11 protein-coding genes are annotated in these 16267 nt (G+C 35.3%); 3 read left to right on the plus strand and 8 right to left on the minus strand.

The features are described 5' to 3' along the window. Positions 1-209: 209 nt before the first annotated feature. The gene (gene gcvP / locus RGRSB_RS03105; RefSeq protein WP_119259796.1) at positions 210-3164 is read right to left on the minus strand and encodes an aminomethyl-transferring glycine dehydrogenase; all 2955 of its coding nucleotides are present in this window, start codon (positions 3162-3164) and stop codon (positions 210-212) included. A gap of 1082 nt (positions 3165-4246) precedes the next feature. Then, a complete protein-coding gene (locus RGRSB_RS10695; protein ID WP_269460794.1) occupies positions 4247-4372 on the minus strand; it encodes a hypothetical protein in 126 nt (41 codons plus the stop codon). Positions 4373-4752: 380 nt separating this feature from the next. Between RGRSB_RS10695 and uvrB the strand changes: the two genes are divergently transcribed. Then, complete coding sequence (gene uvrB / locus RGRSB_RS03110) at positions 4753-6762, plus strand: excinuclease ABC subunit UvrB (protein ID WP_119259797.1); 2010 nt, start codon at positions 4753-4755, stop codon at positions 6760-6762. Positions 6763-6976: 214 nt separating this feature from the next. Here uvrB and RGRSB_RS03115 read toward each other — a convergent pair whose 3' ends face one another. From RGRSB_RS03115 to RGRSB_RS03125, 3 genes are all read right to left on the minus strand, one after another. After that, complete coding sequence (locus RGRSB_RS03115) at positions 6977-8149, minus strand: nucleotidyltransferase family protein (protein ID WP_119259798.1); 1173 nt, start codon at positions 8147-8149, stop codon at positions 6977-6979. Positions 8150-8233: 84 nt separating this feature from the next. Then, complete coding sequence (locus RGRSB_RS03120) at positions 8234-9016, minus strand: segregation/condensation protein A (protein ID WP_119259799.1); 783 nt, start codon at positions 9014-9016, stop codon at positions 8234-8236. Between the two features lie 163 nt (positions 9017-9179). After that, positions 9180-10376 (minus strand): aminotransferase class V-fold PLP-dependent enzyme, encoded by a 1197-nt coding sequence (locus tag RGRSB_RS03125; protein ID WP_119259800.1) that lies wholly within the window; start codon positions 10374-10376, stop codon positions 9180-9182. Positions 10377-10620: 244 nt separating this feature from the next. Between RGRSB_RS03125 and RGRSB_RS03130 the strand changes: the two genes are divergently transcribed. Together RGRSB_RS03130 and RGRSB_RS03135 are read left to right on the plus strand one after the other, a co-directional pair. After that, positions 10621-12108, plus strand: coding sequence for a TM0106 family RecB-like putative nuclease (locus tag RGRSB_RS03130; protein WP_119259801.1), 1488 nt, complete (start codon positions 10621-10623; stop codon positions 12106-12108). Between the two features lie 281 nt (positions 12109-12389). Beyond that, a complete protein-coding gene (locus RGRSB_RS03135; protein ID WP_119259802.1) occupies positions 12390-12626 on the plus strand; it encodes a hypothetical protein in 237 nt (78 codons plus the stop codon). A gap of 90 nt (positions 12627-12716) precedes the next feature. Here RGRSB_RS03135 and RGRSB_RS09995 read toward each other — a convergent pair whose 3' ends face one another. The 3 genes from RGRSB_RS09995 to RGRSB_RS03145 form a co-directional block, all read right to left on the minus strand. Next, a complete protein-coding gene (locus tag RGRSB_RS09995) occupies positions 12717-12881 on the minus strand; it encodes a hypothetical protein (RefSeq protein WP_172582022.1) in 165 nt (54 codons plus the stop codon). Between the two features lie 844 nt (positions 12882-13725). Next, positions 13726-14394, minus strand: coding sequence for an HAS-barrel domain-containing protein (locus tag RGRSB_RS03140; RefSeq protein WP_119259803.1), 669 nt, complete (start codon positions 14392-14394; stop codon positions 13726-13728). A gap of 89 nt (positions 14395-14483) precedes the next feature. Continuing rightward, positions 14484-14678, minus strand: a complete 195-nt coding sequence (locus RGRSB_RS03145; RefSeq protein WP_232014600.1) for an NAD(P)H dehydrogenase subunit NdhS — start codon at positions 14676-14678, stop codon at positions 14484-14486. Positions 14679-16267 lie beyond the last annotated feature (1589 nt).

The raw sequence follows: 16267 nt of genomic DNA on the forward strand, positions 1-16267 counted from the left end.
AGACGATTATAATTTACCAGATCAGGAAATACTTTTTTACAATTTAGTTATTCAAATTTTTGACAGAAGTAGTCCAAATGACAAAGTACTTCCGTGAGATCGAGACGAGATTTTATGTTCATAGCACCAGATTTCAATAAATGTTGTTTCTAGTATAGAGCTGCTACTTTCCTTTCTCTCTATAAATTATCCTCGAACCCACGTTGACTTTATTGATAAACTTCCATTCCTTCACAAGAACAAACTAAATTTCTGTCTCCATAAGCATTGTCAATACGTCCTACAATCGGCCAAAATTTATATTGTTTTGTCCAAGGTGCAGGATAAGCAGCTTGTTCACGGGAATAGGGACGGTTCCACTCACCACAAATTACCGTTTGTGCGGTATGGGGTGCATTTTTTAGAGGATTATTCTCGGGATCAATAGAGCTATTTTCGATAGCTTCTACCTCTTTATAAATAGTAATCATGGCCTCGCAAAAACGGTCCAATTCTTCCTTGTCTTCGCTTTCGGTTGGTTCGATCATCATCGTCCCAATAACCGGCCAAGACACCGTAGGCGCGTGAAAACCGAAGTCCATCAACCGTTTTGCAATATCATCCACTTCCACCCCAGCGCGTTTCTTCAGAGAACGTAAATCGATGATGCATTCGTGGGCAACACAACCGAATGTCCCTTTGAACAAAATAGGATAATAACCCTGGAGACGTTCGGCTATATAATTAGCGTTCAAAATAGCTACTTTTGTTGCCTCAGTCAATCCTTGAGTCCCCATCATAGCGATGTACATCCAAGAAATCACACAGATACTGGCGCTACCCCAAGGAGCCGCCGAAATTGCCCCAATAGATTGTTCTGCTTTATCATTGTTGTCATTTGGATTTGTGTATTTTTCTATGGCCACACTGGGTAAGAAAGGCACTAAATGAGATTTAACACCAATAGGTCCCATTCCCGGTCCACCGCCACCATGAGGAACACAGAAAGTTTTGTGTAAATTGAGATGACAAACATCAGCCCCAAAGTCTGCCGGACGACATAACCCAACTTGGGCGTTCATATTCGCCCCATCCATATAGACTTGACCCTTGTTACGGTGAATAATATCACAAATTTTAATAATTTCTGTTTCAAATACCCCATGGGTAGAAGGGTATGTTACCATCAGAGCACCTAAGTTTTTAGTGTATTTTTTCGCTTTTTCATCTAAGTCGACAGTGTCGATATTGCCATCCTTATCGCATTTTACGGCAACAACTTTCATGCCACACATTACTGCACTAGCGGGGTTTGTTCCATGAGCAGACTCAGGAATTAAACAAATATTGCGGTGTCCTTCTCCTCTATTTTGATGATACTTCCGGATAACTTGTAGCCCCGCATATTCTCCTTGTGAACCCGCATTTGGTTGCAAAGAAATACCTTCAAATCCTGTAATTTCCCCTAACCAATTTTTTAACTGTTCAAATAAAATTTGATAGCCTTCTGTTTGGGATAGCGGGGCAAAAGGATGAATTTTTGCAAATTCTGGCCAAGTGACGGGAAACATTTCGGCGGCTGCATTCAACTTCATGGTACATGACCCCAAGGGAATCATCGACGTATTCAATGCTAAATCCTTGGTCTCTAGTTGATGCAGATATCGCAGTAATTTACTCTCAGAATGGTAGTGATTGAATACAGGACTAGTTAAGTAGTCTGTGGTACGCCGACAGAAATCAGGCAGGTCAAACTTCACGGTTTCAGCAATTTCAGTGACTGTAAAAGAAAGTTTATCTTGGGCAGCAAAAATTTGCCATAAATCGATAATATCTTGTACAGTAGTGGTTTCATCCAAACTAATACCCACACATCCTTCATCTACTAAGCGTAGGTTAATTTTACGAGTTTGAGCTACTTTAATCACAGCCAGTGCACTGGCACTGCCTACTCCTATCCGAATAGTATCAAAGAAAGGTTCATCGTCAACACTGTAGTTGAGACGTTTTAGACCTGCGGACAAAATTACGGTTAGTTGATGGATGCGTTGAGCGATAGCTTTAATTCCTTTGGCACCATGATACACTCCATACATTGATGCAATCACTGCGAGTAAGACTTGGGCGGTACAAATATTACTAGTAGCTTTGTCTCGGCGAATATGTTGTTCTCTAGTTTGTAATGCTAATCGTAATGCGGGGTTTCCTTGAGTATCCTTTGACAGCCCGACGATACGCCCCGGAATTTGCCGTTTATGGGACTCTCGTGTGGCAAAATAAGCTGCATGAGGGCCACCATATCCTAAGGGGACACCAAAGCGTTGGCTGCTTCCTACGGCGATATCTGCCCCAATTTCGCCAGGGGGTGTTAATAACGCTAAACTCAAGAGATCAGCCGCGACGGTAACTAACCCTTTCATTTTATGAACTTTATCAATAAAACTACGATAATCGTATATGATTCCATGAGTTGCCGGATATTGAAGTAAAGCCCCAAAAATAGGAACTTCAAATTCAAAGAAGCGATGGTCGTCCACAATAATCTTGATTCCTAATGGATTTGCCCTAGTTTTAATGACCTCGATGGTTTGAGGATGACAGTGACTAGACACAAAAAAAGCATAAGCGTCTTTGTTTTTGCACAGTCCATAACTCATACTCATAGCTTCTGCTGCTGCGGTTCCTTCATCAAGTAAGGATGCGTTAGCAATTTCAAGTCCAGTGAGTTCCACTATCATGGTTTGGAAGTTAAACAATGCCTCAAGTCTTCCTTGAGCAATTTCAGCTTGATATGGAGTGTAAGCAGTATACCAACCTGGATTCTCTAAAATATTACGTTGAATAACAGGGGGGGTAATGCAATCATAATAACCCATCCCAATAAATGAGCGATAAATTTGATTTTTAGAGGCAATTGATTTTAATTGGACCAATGCAGCGTATTCGCTCTGGGAAGCGGGTAGTTTTAGCGGTTGACTCATGCGTATACTGTTGGGAACAGTAGCTTCAATCAGTTGTTCTAAGCTGGAAAAGCCTAACACCTTAAGCATTTCTTTGATTTCCTCTTTATTAGCTCCTATATGCCGCTTGACAAAGGAATCTGTTGTTTCAAGATTGTTTTCAATATTTTCTATGGTTTTACTAGGGGTTAATTGAGGGTTTGTCGTAATATCCAAGTTAGGCATATTTAGTTAAATCGGATTTGCTATTTTTTTAAAATGATCTTAGAAATTTATTGTAAGCTGTGGTTACAAAGGTTTGCAATGTGAGAGTATATTTTTTGTATGATGGATTTAAAGAAAAAATAAAAAGCAATATAAGTTAAATTTACATGTTGATTCCCAATTATAAATTTAAAAGCTTTATATACAAATTTTCTAAATAATTCCGAATTTTTATAGATAAAATTTTAAAATTTCTAGCTGGAAAACAACTTATTACCTTGAGAATCTCTCTTTTTAAGAAAAAATAACTATCAGAATAAAACTCATTATTAATGATAATTATAGTGTTATGCTTATTGCTTCTTATAAAGATTATTTAGATTGTAGATTTAACAAAATAATTTAATCTTAAATATTAAGAGACTCCCTAAAATCTTGATATGAGTTTTAAGTGACAGTATTGGGTTCATTCATAAGTTAAACTTTTAATAAATTACCGGGAATTGCGAGGACTATGATCATGGTTAATGCTAATTATTAAAAATTATTAATACTCACTTGAATATCAACCTTTACTAGTAACATCTTGACGGATAAATCTCAGGTTTTCTGCTTTTGTAAAAGATTATAATCGAGGTAATTTCGTTGAAACAGACTTTTATGCTCGAGATTTAGTAAAATACTCTCTTTGAGAGTGCTAATTCATGAGGTAGCCCTACTCTATTAACTTATGCTAATTTTTAAAAAATTTTGTTAGAAGACGCATTTGCTGCCAATATCATTCTTAATGGAGTGATTATTGATTAACAAATTTTACTGATGTTTTATATAAGTTCTGGTACTGAAAAAAATTATGTGTGTTTGTGACAAAAACCAACCCTATCAGCGGGTAAAATGCCAAGATCTCTTATATTATCCCTAAAGTTAAAACCATGAAGAATCCCCAGACACTATCAATGCGACTGAAAATTTTTGCCATAAATGAAGAATAATTAATCAAAAAATTTCATCAATAACTCAGAATTACCTACTTTATTAGATAGAAGCGACAGAACAATTTTCCATCACCGCATAGGTTTCATTGACTTGTAAATGACTTGTTATTATAGAAACAAATCACCGGTGACTACGGGACAATTACTTCCTACAGCACTGTAAGTTCTCACAATGTTTAAGCAACTCACTTCAATGGAACGGTTCCCAGGAAAATGACCTTCTTCTACAATCAATCGTAAGCCGTGAGAATAATAATTTGTCTTTTTCTTAACCGATAAGATACTAATATATTGCTCTTCTTAGGTTTTTTGTTTCTCAGTGCTAGTTTTTACTACTTTAGCCGATTATATGGTTTTTTTAGTTTTAGTTCCGCTGGTTTCTATTTTTTCAGTAGCCATAATTTTAATATCCTTGTTTCTAGTGCCACGAAGTAGCTAATTAAAGGTTAAGTTAAAATAACTATGCTCTAATTTTTAACAATTATCTCTATTGTTGCACGTTTCTATTGTCGCATTTTGTTATGTTAAAGTATTTAGAGTATAGCTCCTCTCCTCAAACTGCTATAAGAGTCTGTAATAGTGTTTATTGTTCTAGAGTATTGTTCTTTTAAACTATGAATGTTAGTACTTTCCATCTTAACGCCCCTTTTAAACCTCAAGGAGATCAACCTAAGGCAATTACCGAACTAGTTACTTCAATACAAGCTAAAAATCGATTTCAGACACTATTGGGAGCGACAGGAACTGGGAAAACTTTTTCTATCGCTGCTGTCCTTGAACAAATTGGCAAACCAACTCTAATCCTGGCTCATAATAAAACATTAGCAGCTCAATTGTGCAATGAATTACGGCAATTTTTTCCTAACAATGCTGTGGAATATTTCATTAGTTATTACGATTATTATCAACCGGAAGCTTATATTCCTGTCAGTGACACCTATATTGAAAAAAGTTCTTCTATGAACGATGAAATTGATATGTTGCGTCACTCCGCAACTCGTTCTTTATTTGAACGTAAAGATGTGATTGTGGTTGCTTCTATTAGTTGTATTTATGGCTTAGGAATACCTTCGGAATATCTCAAAGCGGCAGTTACTTTAGAAGTCAGTAAAGAAGTGGAGCAACGTCAATTATTACGGGATTTGGTTGGGATATATTATTCTCGTAATGATCTTGACTTACAACGAGGGAGATTTCGGGTCAAAGGGGATGTTTTAGAAATTGTTCCAGCTTATGAGGATAGGGTAATTCGGGTTGAATTTTTTGGGGATGAAATTGAGGCAATTCGATATCTTGATCCGGTGACAGGAGATATTTTACAAAGTCTAAAAAAAATTAATATTTATCCTGCTCGTCACTTTGTAACTCCTGATAAGAAAATTGAATCTGCCTGTCAACAGATTCAAGCAGAATTAGAAGAACAAGTTGAAGTCTTAGAAAAAGCAGGAAAATTACTAGAAGCACAAAGAATTAATCAACGAACTCGTTATGATCTAGATTTATTACAAGAGGTGGGATATTGTAATGGGGTCGAAAATTATTCCCGTTATTTAGCCGGAAGAAATGCCGGAGAACCTCCTGAATGTTTAATTGATTATTTTCCTAGAGATTGGTTACTGGTTATAGATGAATCGCATGTTACTGTTCCTCAATTGCGAGGGATGTATAATGGCGATCGCTCTCGTAAACAAGTGTTAATTGAGCATGGTTTTCGTCTTCCGAGTTCTGCGGACAATCGACCTTTAAAAGCAGAAGAATTTTGGGGAAAAGTAAATCAATGTATTTTTGTTTCAGCAACACCTGGAGATTGGGAAATTGAACAATCAGAAGATAGAATTTATCAGCAAATTATTCGACCAACAGGAGTATTAGATCCTGAAATTTTTGTCCGTCCTGCTGAAGGACAAGTTGACGATTTATTAGGAGAAATAAAAGATAGAATAAAGCGTCAAGAAAGAGTTTTAGTTACTACGTTAACTAAACGCATGGCTGAAGATTTGACAGAATATTTCAAAGACCGAGGGATTTTAGTCCAATATCTTCATTCAGAAATCAAGTCTATTGAACGAATTGAAATATTGCAAGCTTTACGAAAAGGAGAGTTTGATGTTTTAATTGGAGTAAATTTATTGCGGGAAGGATTGGATTTACCAGAGGTATCTTTAGTGGTTATTCTGGATGCAGATAAAGAAGGATTTTTACGAACTGAACGGTCTTTAATTCAAACTATTGGACGAGCAGCACGTCATGTGAATGGTCAGGCTATTTTGTATGCCGATAATTTGACTAAAAGTATGATAAAAGCCATTGAAGAAACTGAACGACGTAGGGCAATTCAAATGGCTTATAACAAAGTTAATGATATTGTTCCCCAACCTATTATCACAAGAAACAGTAACGCTATTTTAGAATTTTTAGATATTTCTCGACGTTTAAAATATCAAAAAATCGAAATCGGAGAAGTTTATCAAAAGTCTGACGAATTTCCTTTGGAAAATATCCCAGAATTAATTCAAGAATTAGAAATAAAAATGAAAGAGGCTGCTAAACAGTTAGAATTTGAAACAGCAGCTAAATGTCGAGATAAAATTAAATATTTACGAGATAAATTACTAGGTCATTAACAATGTATTAAGTCGATAGTTTAGGTAAAGTTTTCGAATTACAAGAAATAACAGTGATGTCACGAATAAAAAAAGATTTGCGGTTAATCAAAACTAATGAATTAATAAGTAAAATCGTCAATTTATTGTGTATAAATTTAACGGTTAGAATCCATATATTTTAAAATATGGAGAATTCAAAACTCCGCTATTTCTAAACTTGTGACAGTCTTGTTTATATCCAACCATCTTTATTGAGTAAATCGGCAATTGCCTGTTGGGGATTATGGCTTGTGTGAGAGACTTTTTGACGTGCATCGGTAATTAACCAATCGAGGGCTGCCGCTTGGACGTCGATAGAGGCTCCTGTTTTGTCTACACAATAACGACCAAATACCAATTTATCCATTAAACGCACTCCCGGACCAAGGCGAGAATATTCAAAAATAACGCTGTTGTCCACTGTTGCGCCGCTACAAACCCGACAATTGGGGCCAATCATACTCGGACCAATAATGGTTGCTCCATCTTCAATATGGGTCATTGCACCAATATAAACTGGTCCTTGAATATTCACTTTATCCCAGTTAACTAAGACGTTGAGTCCAGTATAAATCCCTGGCTTAACTTCCACCCCAGGAATAGCAACATTTTTAATCTCTCGTAGTAAAACACCACGAATGGCGTGCCAGTAATCAGGGACTTTGCCAATATCTACCCATTCAAAGTCCATATTAACCGCATAGAAGGGCGCACCTTTTGCCACTAATTGGGGAAACAATTCGCCCCCAATATCATACTTTTGATTGGGAGGAATATAATCGATAATTTCAGGTTCAAAGATATAAATTCCCGTGTTGATCTCAGTGCTAATTGCTTCCTCAATTGAGGGTTTTTCTTGAAAAGTTTGAATGCGTCCCTCTTCATCGCTAACTACCACACCGTAACTAGAAACCACTTCTTTAGAAACTGATTTAGTAACGATCGTGGCAATTCCTCCCTTTTCTTTATGTTGTTTAACTGTGGCTGTCAAATCTAAATCAATTAAGGTATCCCCACAAAGTACCACAAAGGTATCGTCAAAAAAAGGATTAAAATCTTGAATTCGCCTCAATCCTCCAGCTGAACCTAGTGCATCCCCAACTAAATCTCCATTATCTGCAATATGACCTTCGAAGGAATAGCCAATCTGTACACCAAACCGTTGTCCATCACGGAAATAACTTTCAATTTCTTCAGCTAAATGACTCACATTGACCATGATCTCAATAAAACCGTGTCGTCGCAGGAGTTCAAGAAGAAACTCCATTACTGGTTTTTGGAGAATGGGAATTAAGGGTTTAGGGATGGTATGGGTAATTGGACGAACACGAGTGCCTTTCCCGGCGGCCAAAATCATGGCTTTCATGAATGTTATTTCCTCAATCACTGTCACAAGTGTCTAGGATGACAATGCTAAGTTTACCATTTACCATTTCAAAAGCTTAGGAAGTTATGATCGAAGGACTTGTATTTTTAGGTCTTGATAAAATTCTTCTTGGGATAATTCAACCTTAGACTGGGAACATAACAGCAATAATGCCCAAAAAATTCCTACACGATCATGCTTAACTTCAGGAGCACTGGGGGACTTTATTTCATGCCAACAAGTTAATAATTCTTCTAATTTTATCCAATTTTGAGTTTGGACAAACTCTGATAATTGCTTTTGAAAAAACTGTTCTAATTGTTGGGCTAATTCAGTTAAATTCTCTTGATGAGCCAGTTGAGTCACAATTTCTGTAACTTCTTGACGAGAAACATTACGAGGTTGTTTACTTTGTCGAAGGGTATTAGGTTTGGGACAATCCAATTCCTCAGCGATTTCTTCAATATGGGTAATAAGTTCGGAGAGAGTGACACAGCGTTGACTAGGAGGAGAGGCAGCAGTACGACGACGGAGTTTTTGTTCTAAGTAGGGGGGTAAGGAACGATTAGAAAAATCTTGGGTAATTTCATTAAAATTTAACTCATCTTCTTCTTGATCTTGTGCTGATTCAAGTTTTTCGAGGGTGTCGGCCTTGAAGCGTACCAACATCGAGGCCCAAAGAAAAGCTTGTCCGGACATTGGTAAGTTATTCTGTTGATAGCCTAGATCCAAATCATGGTTCATGCCTGATTCATCTAAAAAGCGATCGATTACATCAATCACTTGGACATTCCAGGGATCAATATCTCCCTGTTGTGCTAAATCAATTAAGCTAGCGATTGTCTTACTGGCTAAGGATGTAGTCATAATGAAGTTGAAAAGTTTAGAGATTCCATTCACCTGTATTTGAGAGAACAGCCTAAGCTGCTCTTATTTTCATAATGTCTGAGGAATGACAAAATCGTCTTGGGTTTGATGCCTAATGAATGCCTGCAATAGGGGAAAGTTCCGCAATTATCTAAATTTGCACTTATCTAACAATAGAGTCAATGGCTTCTACTAACTGTTCTATTTCAGCCGGAAGGGTAAAGTAATGAATACAGGCTCGAATACAGTCGGGATAATAGAGGGTTCTTAGTAAAAAACCTTTTTCTTCCAATTCCTGAACTAACTGTTTATGAGCAAGGTTTCGGGTAACCTGAAAGGAAACTAACCCAGCTTCAGGTGCAGAGTTCTTCAAACATTTTATTCCCTCAATTTCAGATAATTCTTGCCATAAATAGGCACTTAATTGACAAATTTGTTCATAGCGTTTCTTGACTACTCCCCAATTTTTATGAACCACCAGGGCTGCTCGTAATCCTTCATATTGGGGATAGGCTGAGGAGGCTACTTCAAATTTCCTCCCATCATTTTTCCAAGCCATAGGTTGTCCATTCCCATTAACATCAATCCCTCGCCAACCAATAAACGTTGGATTTAAGTAATCGAAGCTTTCGGGTCTAATATAAAGTCCACCAACACCCACTGGACCGCAAAACCACTTATGGCCAGTAAAAGCATAAAAATCTACAGCCGAAGCAGCTAAATCTAGGGGTAGACAGCCAGCTGACTGGGCCGCATCGACTAAAACTTTGATGGGGCGATCACTCTGAGCAAAATGATGACAAACATTGACAATCTCATCCAAGGGTAGCACTTGTCCTGTATTCCAGAGTAAATGGCTGAGGATCACTAGTCGGGTTGTGGGGGTTAAATAGTTCCGAATTACGGTAGTGGGGTTTCCCTGATTAAGGGTTTGTAGGATAGGACAGATTGCAATTTCCACCCCAAAACGTCGAGCAATTTCTTTGACAATGGCAATGATTCCAGGATGCTCACAATCGGTTACTAAAATGCGATCACCTTTTTGCCAATTAATGCCCCAGAGAACAATATTACATCCTACGGTAACATTTTCAGTCAAGGAGATTGTTTGAGGAAATACACTAAATTCTTGAGCTAATTCTTGTTTTAGTAAAGCTTCCTTTTGTTGTAACCAACTATTAACTCGTAGGGAAAATGGTCCTTTCTGTTGCAAAAAATTGTGAGCATCAATAATGGCTTCTAAAGCTGAACGGGGTAAGGTTCCTTGTCCTCCAAAATTAAAATAAACCTTGTTGTTTAGGCTAGGAAATTCCTGTCGTTGCTGTTCTAAGAGGGAGGTAATCTCTTGGATGTTTATCATTGGCTACCCAACATTCACAGTGAGAAAAAATCTACAAGGCAAATAGGACATAGATGGTTAACGTTAAAATGTCTTTATTGCTCTTAGTTTATATTTCTAGGATACTAGAAAAGTTTTGAGTGATCTTCAAATCTAGTAGCTTTTTCTAAAAGCAGAAATATTACGCTCAAGCAAAGATAGCTACTTTTTCTCTGTTTTTATCTATCGCCTTTTTTAGCTTTATGTTTTATCGTCAAACTCAAGAATGCTGCTAACTGATATCCTCTTACTCGATTATAAACGCTGTCAACGGCGCGCCTTTCTTAATGTTTATGGTGATTACCTTGAAAAAGATACTGAACGGGACTTTTTACTAAAGTTACGTGAAGAAAATCAACTTCATATTACCTCAACTCTGGAAACATTTTATCCCCATTATCAAAAGCCTCAATATAAATCGAGGAATTTGACAGATCAGGCAAAAGCGACGGAAGCTTTGATGAAACAAGGCATTAGCTGTATTTATAATGGAACACTGTTTGAATCTCACGAATTTAGGGAACAGTATCATCCTCACTCGACTCTAACACTGTTCCCAGATCATTATGAGTTTAATTGTCTAGGAAAGCCCACATTATTAGTAAAACACCCTGGACAGTCAAAATTTGGGGATTGGTTCTATTCTCCTGTAAGTATTTATTTAGGTCGTCGTCCCAAACCTGAATATAAAATTGTTGCCACATTTTATGCCTATCTCCTAAGCAATCTTCAAGAAACCCCTCCCCCAGCGCCAACGTTGATTTTACGCCAACATAACCATTATGAAGTGGATCTGGTCCAATGGTTGCCAAGACTTCAGATAACGGCTACAGACTGTTTGGAAATGCTCACCCAATCTCAAGAGCCAGAAGTGTTTATTTCTCGTCAACGATGTAATTTGTGCCATTGGTATAAACATTGTTATGCAATTGCCCAATCTCAACAACATTTATCATTAGTTCCAGGGGTAACACCAAGTCGTTATCAGTCTTTGTTGAACATAGGGGTGGAGACAGTGAAATCTTTGGCCGATATTTGTCCTGTGAATATCAGAGAAGTCATGGATTCTGATTTGGCTAACCAACTTCAACAACAAGCCCAAGCGATAGTAGACAATCGGGCGATCCGAAAATCCCAGTTTCAAAGCGATATTCATGGATTAATTCCTACCCGGGAATTTGAGTTATATTTCGATATTGAAGCTGAACCAGAACGGAATTTAAATTATTTATTGGGGGTATTATTGGTAGAACACTCAACCCAAACAGAGACATTTTATCCCTTATTGGCAGAAAGTCCTGAATACGAGCAGCAAATTTGGCAACAGTTTCTTGATTTAGTTAGCCAATATCAAGATGCTCCTATTTTTCACTTTTCTGAGTATGAGGTAGAAACAATGAAACGGTTAGCTAAATTATACCAAACTCCTCAATGGCAACTCGAACGTTTGTTATCCCGTTTTGTTGATCTTCATCACCATGTTATTACCTCTGTAATTTTACCTGTGGAAAGTTATTCTCTAAAATCTTTGGCCAACTGGATTGGATTTCATTGGCGTGACCCTGGTATTAGTGGAGATCAATGTGTTTGTTGGTATGATCAATGGTTAAAGACAGAAGATCGCACCTTATTATCCTCTATTTTGCGTTATAACGAAGATGATTGTCGTGCGACTTTTTATCTCAAAAACTGGTTATTAGAATTTCTTGGTTAAAGATTTCGAAGAACCAATGTAAAAATACTCTAAACTTCTTTGATCTAGCTCAATAATTATTCATGAACAAGACTAATTTCTGATGAGCAATGCCTTTGTTTTTAAAGTTATGTAAATATTTTTTACAATTTCTCAGTTTGGTTATCTAGATTACCGGTTTTTTGAGGACGTCAATGTTATCCTCAAATTAAGGACAGGCGTTAAGATAATGAGGCCCATATGCCCATATGATTTCCCTTCTAACGCTTTTGCCGACCCCAGTGCTCAGAAGGTGATTTGTTATGATGCTCCCAGTTTTTCCTCTCTTATTTTTTGTAACCTCCATCGGGAGTATTTTGTGGTATCAACGTACAGATAATGATATTTTTGGAGTTTTAGCCGCTGCTAGTGCATTAACTTGTCTAATTTGGGGATTAATCATTGCCCATTGGTCAATTCATTTGGTGAGTTTGATTATGTTGCTAAGGTTTGGATCGCCTGTTTTTAATGCTATTCAAGTCAAAGTGAGCGACAAATAAGTTTAGGATCACCAGGGAAAAGTAAAAAGCTGTTGGAATTTAGACTTTTTATGTCTCATCAATCCAACAGCTTTGGTCTAAAAAAACAGATTAGTCTTCGCTACCTTCAGCGTCTTCAACACCGGGAGTAATTTCTTCGGTGGTCGGTTGAATGCTATCTTCAACCTTTCCATCTTCTTCAGAAGGACTAGAACAAGCTCCGATGATGATGGCTAAACTAAGAGCGAAAAATAACTGCATTGTTTTCGAAGGCATAGGTATTCTCCTAAAAGAATCTTCTAAAGCTCCTATTGTAGATATAAATACTTATTTTTTTCAATAACAGAGATTGACAGAATGTAATACACAGTCCTAATGACTCCCGTTGAAAGATGATGATTTTGACTATTGACTCAGCTTTTGACATCCGAAAAATTAAATGATCTAGTTAAGAAGATATCTACAGTGAATTTTATTAATGATATAAAAACTGTAGTATAGTGAGCAAAACCAGTCAAGAATAATACTTAGACTCATAAAACCAGTTCTCAAAGTTAAAAAGTATAAAATATGCTAAAAACTTCTCTAGAGTGTAGTTTTTTTTAAAATGGCGGTTTATCCTAAGTATATTTATTCATTCTTCTTTAGTTGCTACGAGAAAGGAATATCTTATGAAAATCATCCGGATAATGTTTTTACAAAGAGTCAGTAATTTTTACGTTCTGACTATAGATTTAAAGCCGGTTTGATGCTAGTGTGTCCGTTTCCTTTTTTATATTAAATTAACTTTATGACTTAAGGAGTTTGATTAGTGGCGATAGGATGAATTAAAAGTTTAGTCAGAAGGACAGCTAAACAAAAAATTTTGTTTAGTTTAGATTAAGATTCGTCGTTTAATTTTTGCTAAAGACGGTAAAACCCTAGGATTTGATTTTTTATTTGAAACTTGTACAAGTTTGTTACGTAAATGAGGGAGTTTATAACTCAAACAAGTATTAATCGTAAAGACAATTAATAATTAAGGCTCTTTCAGACTAGCTATGACAAAACCACAGTAAACAAAGTATGAAAGTATTGCTTTGTAAGCTTTCTACAACTCCCTACAATTTCTCTTCTCTAGTTAAAGAATAACTTGGCTCAGAATATATTGCAGACGATCATAGTCGTCTTTCAGTAAGATACTCAAATTTCGTCCGACTTTAACTAACCAATCCCGTTCAGCTTTTCGTAATAGATAAATCTCTCGTATTGTAGCAGCAATTAAGGCTTCAGGTGGAGCATCTTTGACTTGTAGTAGAATGCGTAAAAAGTCTATTTTGTCACTAAAGTGAAGAATTTCCGCTGGTTGACATAGATAGACCCCCTGATGAATTTGGGGCGGACGAGGGGGTAAATATTGATAAACTCTTCCAGAAGTTTTTCCATTACTATTGACTCCATGATCAGGAGTTTCAAAACCAACAATGGTGGTGCGAAACTCTGTTTTTAGCATCCCAAAAATTTGGGGTTGCTGCTCGCGTAAATCTGTCAAAGATAATCCTAATGCTCGCGCTCGATGCACTGAATCAACGGGTGAAGTAGTGGCATAAGTGACAATCCCCAAAATTTTATTTCCTGATTCTTCATCTAAGGATTTAACCCAACTGCCAAAAGCAGGCATCACCGGAAAGTTTAGTTCTTCAGGTTCGAGGCATTGAGCTAAAAATTGAGTGGTTGATGTCTCAATTACTTCAGCAATATGACCCGGTTGACGATTATCTGTTGTAAATCGGAGTAGGGGAAGACGCATAAGCTATTCATTATCTAAATTTTTAAGACAAAAGTGTGAGCCCCATTTAACTAATCTTAAAGGAGCTCACTACAAACATACAATTAATGCTATTTCTTCTTTTTAGCGGCTGTGGGATCCAATGCTTCTAATTCGGATAGTTGGAAAGTCACGAGTTTATCCCAGTTACCTCCTTCAAATAAAATAGCAGCTTTTCCATCGCTCACCCGCTGTACAAGTCCTTCAAAGCAGTAGTAAGTATCATAAGGATTAGTAACTCGCACGGTTGTACCAGGTAAAATTATCATGATTTTTGTCTCTTTAGTAACGTTTCTCGTATTAGCTTAACATCAAAGATATCTAGTTCATAGGATGAACAACAATTCATCGTAAAGCATCGTTTCTTATTATTTGTTTTGTTTGGTTATTGTTTAAGACTCATTATTAAAGTTATAAAAAAATATTAGTTAACTGAAAAATATTTATTATTGTATCAGCAAAACTCTTAAACTTTTGATTAGCTTAATTAGTGAAATTAATTTTCCTATGAACCATAGCTGTCGAGTTATGATCTTTTGATAAAAAATTTTTTGAGCTAGATTTAAACTCTATTTAAAAATCCCTGTTAATGAGTCAGTAGTTGTCCAGGTGATATACCAGATTTAGTTTGTCAATCAATAACTAGCTTATCAAAGCTGAGTAACCTTTGTGGGAAAGACAAATTGTTTCCACTGATAGATTGACTATCCTGAGCTTCTAAAATTTTAGTATTTAATACAGAATAATTATTTATTAGATAATTTTTAAAAAAACCAACTAACTTTAGTGAATGAAGTCATAAAAAAATAAAAACCTACTACATATAGTTTTGAATATTTATATGTTGTAGGATTTTTTTTTAAATTGATTAACTTTTTTAAAAATTAAGTAAAAAATAGAAAATAATTTAATTATCTTATAAGTATCTATAGCAACATCTATTTTATTTAGATACTGTAAAATACAGTAAATAAAATTCCACACATAAATCTTATCATGAGTTACGTCTTTTTATAACTATTTAGCAAAAAATACTCTAAACCTAGGCATAAAAAAATTATTTTCTCTTCTTCAACAGATTTAATTAAATGAAATTTAACTCAAGTTTCAATTTGCGCAAATTTTTAAAAATATTAATGTTTATTTTAAAAAAAAAGAACAGACTAAGTAGAAATAACATCTTAAATGTTTATTTGTTTATAACATTGTTAGTTATTTATGGATTAATATCTTTGATTATAAAATTTTAAAAAATTATTTTTAATTAGAGCCTTTTTATAATTTTAAAAACTAAATTCTGAGAAAATTATTAATTATGCTTTGACTGATACATCATTCAATATTTGATTATTGATTTAACAAAAATTATCTTCTAGATACTCTTATAAAGAAATTAATATAACTTAATTAATTCAACTATAAAAGCTATAATAATTAGTCTTATAATAAGAATTATTATATATTTATAATTCTTATTATAAAAAATATACTTTTTATTAGTAAAATACTGATTGCTTATATTTTTCCGAATACACTTAATTTTTAAATTAACTTAATTAAATACTTAGTATCAAGATTGATAATTATACTAGATTTAAGTTATTTTATAGTTTATTTTCTTGTTTCAGATAAAATAATCTGTATTTTTACACATTAATAAATAATAGCTGTATTTACTTTTTTTAAAAAAACAAGCACAAAAAAAAGTAATTAAATACTGTTTATTTAATGTTTAGTGATTTTTCTATTTTAGAAAAATCACTAAACATTAATAAATATATGTTGTTTTATAAAACAATATTATTAAATATTAATCAATAATAAAATAAAAATTACTTTAATTAACTGATAAAGC

The sequence above is a fragment of the cyanobacterium endosymbiont of Rhopalodia gibberula genome (assembly GCF_003574135.1).
Lineage (GTDB): Bacteria > Cyanobacteriota > Cyanobacteriia > Cyanobacteriales > Microcystaceae > Rippkaea.

Coding starts and splice junctions, on each gene's coding strand:
- gcvP (WP_119259796.1), bottom strand. CDS start 3,164: ATGCCTAACTTGGATATTACGACAAACCCTCAATTAACCCCTAGTAAA.
- uvrB (WP_119259797.1), top strand. CDS start 4,753: ATGAATGTTAGTACTTTCCATCTTAACGCCCCTTTTAAACCTCAAGGA.
- RGRSB_RS03115 (WP_119259798.1), bottom strand. CDS start 8,149: ATGAAAGCCATGATTTTGGCCGCCGGGAAAGGCACTCGTGTTCGTCCA.
- RGRSB_RS03120 (WP_119259799.1), bottom strand. CDS start 9,016: ATGACTACATCCTTAGCCAGTAAGACAATCGCTAGCTTAATTGATTTA.
- RGRSB_RS03125 (WP_119259800.1), bottom strand. CDS start 10,376: ATGATAAACATCCAAGAGATTACCTCCCTCTTAGAACAGCAACGACAG.
- RGRSB_RS03130 (WP_119259801.1), top strand. CDS start 10,621: ATGCTGCTAACTGATATCCTCTTACTCGATTATAAACGCTGTCAACGG.
- RGRSB_RS03135 (WP_119259802.1), top strand. CDS start 12,390: ATGATGCTCCCAGTTTTTCCTCTCTTATTTTTTGTAACCTCCATCGGG.
- RGRSB_RS09995 (WP_172582022.1), bottom strand. CDS start 12,881: ATGCCTTCGAAAACAATGCAGTTATTTTTCGCTCTTAGTTTAGCCATC.
- RGRSB_RS03140 (WP_119259803.1), bottom strand. CDS start 14,394: ATGCGTCTTCCCCTACTCCGATTTACAACAGATAATCGTCAACCGGGT.